Source organism: Bacteroides sp. AF25-38AC (assembly GCF_003602995.1).
GTDB classification, from domain to species: Bacteria; Bacteroidota; Bacteroidia; order Bacteroidales; family Bacteroidaceae; genus Bacteroides; species Bacteroides uniformis.
Map to the genome: position 1 here is coordinate 1 of NZ_QTMD01000069.1, position 5,250 is coordinate 5,250.

Consider the following 5,250-nt stretch of genomic DNA (forward strand, 5'->3'; position numbering starts at 1 on the left):
CTGCTGACACGGCGGTTGCGCAAGCCTTCCTTCATCTTGGCAAGGTCATACATTTCACTGGACATATTGGTCTGCGCAAAAACTGGAGAAATTCCCAATAAAAAGCCAATAAGGCATAAATAAAACTTCTTCATTTTCAAATAATTATAATTAGACATAGTTAGTTGTATCCCGGATTTTGTTTTAAGTTCGGATTTTCTGTAACATGTTTACGTTCCAACGGAACATAATAATGGTGTTTTGCAAACAGCCTTTTTACATTTCCTTGACAGTTTTCTACTAAATAGCCGAATGTATCACGTTCTTTTATATAATAGGCTGTCAATTTGTGGAAAGCACCGGTAAGCTGCGTATGAGCAGTACGCCATCTGCGTAGATCCCAAAAACGAATCCCTTCAAAGGCTAATTCAATTCTTCGTTCATGGCGGATTTTTTCCATATCAATGGCATTATGTTCAGGCATTCCTGCTCTTCTTCTAATTTCATTGACCGCATTTTTTGCTTCATCCACTTTATCAAGTTCAAAAGCTGCTTCTGCCAGGTTTAAATAGACTTCACCTAGGCGATAAATAACTAAATCTGTATCTGACATTAATCCCGTTGGGATTCCACGTTCTTCTTTTAAATATTTCTTTATGCAAAATCCGGTTTGAGTGGCACCTGCAGCTGTATTATTTACATCTTTTCCTCTACCGAATAATGTATTGTCTCGCTTATCAGTGGCTATATTGCTATTGATCGTAAAGTAATGTGTTTCTACGGGTGCATCTATCCAAAAAGCTTGATTGTATAGTATTGTAGCATGAAAACGAGGATCCTTGTTTTTATACAATTCTTTAGTGTCGATTTCCTGGTTATAGTTGATGGCGCTGCCGGGAGTTCCATCAATAAATTCATAAGCATCTACCATTTCTAATGTGGGGTTGGTGCAACTGGCCACAAAGGGTTTGTAGGATATCGGCTGATTGTTATAATCATAATCATGTCCTAAATCTTTTTGTACCCACTTTTTTGCCCATATTATTTCTACATTGTCTTTGTCTAAAAATATATACTGATAATTTTTACTTTTGTCGTCATACTTTTTATATAAACTGAATCCACCTTCAGACAATATTCTTTTGGAGGCCTTGTAAGATTCTTCAAAATAAAAGTTTGCATCGGATGCCGGAACCCCTAAGATTCCGTCCATATCAACTTCAGAATATTTGGCAATACTTCCTGCATATAGCATTGCACGACTTTTTAATGCTAATGCAGCAAACCGGCTGACTCTACCTTTATTTGCTGTATTATAGGAGGGAGGCAATAATTCTATGATTTCATCAAGCTCTTTACGGACAAATTCATATACTTCTTTCTCTGTATTTCTGGCAGGATATAAATCTCCTTCTTCAAGTTGTTGTGGAAGAGTAATAATGGGTACCCCCCCCAGTCTCATAGCAAGATTGAAATAGTGTAATGCTCGTAAAAATCGACATTCGGACATTCGTTGATTTTTGAATTCTTCATTGAATTCACTATTTTCCATATTAAATAAAAACTCATTATATCCTCGAATTATATTATAATCCCAGTAGCCTATATAGTCTCTGTTTGATATGTTGTCCGGAGTTATAATTCCTTGAGTAAACGTATTTAAAAGAGAACCCCATCCAAAACATTCGCGTGCTTCATCTGTTATGACATTGAGCCTTGAATGTAGATCAAATACACTATTAACATTTGTAACCCCGTATAGGTGAGTTAGGTTTGCATCAGCTAAATTTTCATCTTTCCAGACTGTTGCGTCAGAAATAATATCTATTGGCTCTTTATTCAATACATCACAAGAATTTAGAAGTATTGCAAAGAATGCGAATTTTATATATTTTAGTTTCATAATCTTCTTTATTTTAAAAGTTAAGACTAACTCCGGCTGTATATGTCTTCACTTGTGGATAATACCATCCACTTGTTGTGTTTGATTCCGGATCTTTATGTTTCACATTTGTAATAGTCAATAAGTTGTTCCCAATTAAATAGAGTCTCAAATTATTGATTCCCACTTTCTTAGTCCAACTATTAGGAAATGTATAACTTAATTCGATATTCTTTAATCGAACATAATAAGCATTTTTCAACACCCAAAAAGTTGAGGTATATCCATTAGGATGACCTAATGAAAATCTTGAGCGAGGTAACTTCGCATTCGGATTAGGGTTTTCTTCTGTCCACCTATCTTTCCAAAATTCGTATGGAACCAGATTATTTCCGAAAGGAAAGACAAATTGGTCGCTGTTGAATACCGAGTAATTAGTTGCTCCTTGAAACAGCATGTTTAATGACCAGTTTTTATAAGTGAAGTCTCCATTCAGTCCAAAAAAGATTTCGGGATTGGCATTTTTACCTATCTGTATTTCGTCTTTCCAATTGATAACTCCATCTTTATTTTGATCCACATAACGAATATCTCCGGGACGAATTACATTGTTATGCGCACCGTTTGTAATGTCTGCCCAACCATCAATTTCTTCTTGCGAAGAGAATAATCCGTCAGCTTCATATCCCCATGCAATGTTAGTCCATTTTCCAGTGAGGTCGTATCGATGCTGTTGTTCCGGATCTGTACGCTCTACCTCGTCATAATGCACCCATTTAGAGCGTGCCCATGATACATTTGCTTTTATGTTATAAATTAAGTTTCCTATTTTATTAGCATGTCCTAACATCAATTCAAAACCACGGGTATCTTGTTTATTGATATTTTCTTCAGGCAATGATGCGCCGAAAGTACTTGGTAGACTTTGTGCACGTGTAGCAAGCATTTTTGATTTCAAACGGTAGAATATATCAAATTCCGCATAGAATTTACGATTATAGATAGAATAGTCGATACCTAAATTATAGGTTGTCGTTTCTGCCCAACGTGCATTTTTATTGGCCAATCCTTTTGATTTTAACCCTTTGCTAATTGTTCCACCGCTATCAAAAATATAGTTGTTTCCAAAAATGTAACCGGTTAAGTAATTAAAATCTACATTTGCTTCATCACCGGCTTGTCCTACTGAAAGACGCAACTTCAAATTGTCAACATTACTAAATTTGTTTTTGAAGAAGGCTTCTTCACTAATTCTCCATGCAGCGGAAACACCTGGAAAAAATCCCCATCTGTTATCTTCGTAAAATTTAGCGGAACCATCAACACGACCAACAAAATCAAATAAATATTTACTATCATAACTATATCCTAATTTAAAGACATACGACATACGACCTCCCTCCGAAGCCTTACCACCATTATTTTTGTTTTCATCCGAACCGGCAAACATCTCATCCACTTCTGTTGAAATAAATCCTTCGCGATAAGCAAAAAAGTTATCATTTTTACTGGCTTGTGCTTCTATCAGGGCTAAGGCGGTAATATGATGTTTTTTTGCAAAAATCCGATCATAGTTTAATTTAAACATGGAATACCATAACCAATCTTTAGCATACGCTTCTCTCAGGGAGTTTTTTCCACTATTAAATTGAGTGGCGACCGTATATTCACCAGTATCGTAATTATAATCGTGATAATCGAATGTGGTATTGAAAGTTTTGGTAAAGTTGTTATTTAATCTATAGTCAAACTTACCATCTGCCGATAAGCCTTTAATCCATTTGTTAAAATTGAGATTAATTGAGAGTGTTCCTCTTACGGAGCTGAAATCTGTATCTTCATAACCGGAATAATCACGTTCTGAAATGGGTAATGGATTTGCCCAACTTGCATCATATCCGGGATAAGTCGGTTTAGAACGGTCCGGATAGTAAGCCGACACAGTAGGTTTTGCCGCTTGAATAGCCTGCATAATAACCGGCATGTCTCGTCCCGGTCGTTCACGATATTCCAGTCTGCCACTAAAGTCTGCAGAAAGGCGGAGAACAGAATTGATTTGTGCATCAATGTTGGAACGGAAACTCACTCTATTAAAATTCATATCGTTTGACCGTAGCAAACTTTGCTGATTTAAATAGCCAAGAGATAAGAAGTAAGAAACCTTTTCTCCACCGCCTCTTACATTCATATTTATGTCATATTTGGGAGAAAAACTTTTCAAGGTTTCTTTTCGCCAGTCTGTATTGGGGTATCGCGGGTCGGTTCCATCATAATATTTGGCTATTTCTTCAGGCGAATAAGTCGGTTGGGCACCATCAACTGCATTGGCTTCATTGGTCAGTTCGGCATATAATCCCGAACTTGCCATCTTAATGATACGTGTAGGTGCCGAAAAACCGGCATTGAAATTCACATTGAATTTAGGTGCGCTTTTCTTGCCTCTTTTAGTTGTAACAAGGATAACACCGTTGGCTGCACGTGCTCCATATACCGCTGCTGAGGCATCTTTCAATATCGAAATATTCTCAATTTCATTAGGATCCATGTACCCAAAATCTTGTTCGATACCATCGACGAGTACTAATGGAGATCCGAAACCGCGAATATTTAATTCAGCACCATCATTTCCAGGTTTACCTCCTCTGTTCATGACCTTTAATCCCGGAACCAGCCCGGCCAGCGCTGAAGTAACGCTTCCCACAGCTTTTGAAGCCAGTTTATCACCTTCAATTGAGCCTACTGCTCCTGTTAAGTTTATCTTCTTTTGTACTCCGTATCCAACGACTACTACATCATCTAGTAATTCTGAGTCTGGTTTTAAATCAATATTTAAGGATGTTTGTCCTCTATAAGGAATTTCTTCCGTTTGATAACCGATATATGAGAAAATAATAGTCCGGTTTCCTTGTGGGATCTCGATTTTGTATTTTCCATCTATATCCGTGGCAACACCGATAGTGGTACCCTTGACCAAAACATTGACACCGATTGCAGGCATGCCTTTTTCATCCAACACCACTCCGGTCAGTATGCGCTTTTGTAACACTTCTCTTTTTTCAGCCTGCATGGATATCACAGAGCAAGCTAAAAACATCAATAAAATCCATGCTTTCCTTTTAATTGCATTTTTCATAAAATTGATACATTATTAATTATACAAAAGGTTATTTTCTCGTTTTTTTCTCTATGTTTACCTTCTCATCCAGCAATTTGGCCAATTTCTTTACCATTTTCGGATATTTGTTATAAAGATTGGTAGTCTGATATGGATCCTTCTTAAGATTGTACAATTGTCCTTTGGGGGCATCCGGTTTTACTTCCGCATTCTCAATATCACTGTTCACCTGATGGGTCAACTGGAATACAGCAGCACCGCCAAAGGCATGATC

General features: G+C 37.1%; 2 protein-coding genes and 1 pseudogene. All 3 read right to left on the bottom strand.

Annotation, left to right across the window (positions count from 1 at the left end; translation table 11 throughout):
* Positions 1–160: 160 nt before the first annotated feature.
* A complete protein-coding gene (locus tag DWY55_RS21580) occupies positions 161–1,882 on the bottom strand; it encodes a RagB/SusD family nutrient uptake outer membrane protein (protein WP_120178394.1) in 1,722 nt (573 codons plus the stop codon).
* Positions 1,883–1,895: 13 nt separating this feature from the next.
* Positions 1,896–4,994 (bottom strand): SusC/RagA family TonB-linked outer membrane protein, encoded by a 3,099-nt coding sequence (locus DWY55_RS21585; protein ID WP_120178396.1) that lies wholly within the window; start codon positions 4,992–4,994, stop codon positions 1,896–1,898.
* A gap of 31 nt (positions 4,995–5,025) precedes the next feature.
* Positions 5,026–5,250: pseudogene (locus DWY55_RS22155) on the bottom strand (arylsulfatase); the annotation flags it as partial.

Bases quoted from the DNA above. Each gene is read 5' to 3' on its own strand.
- DWY55_RS21580 (WP_120178394.1), bottom strand. From the start codon at position 1,882: ATGAAACTAAAATATATAAAATTCGCATTCTTTGCAATACTTCTAAAT.
- DWY55_RS21585 (WP_120178396.1), bottom strand. From the start codon at position 4,994: ATGAAAAATGCAATTAAAAGGAAAGCATGGATTTTATTGATGTTTTTA.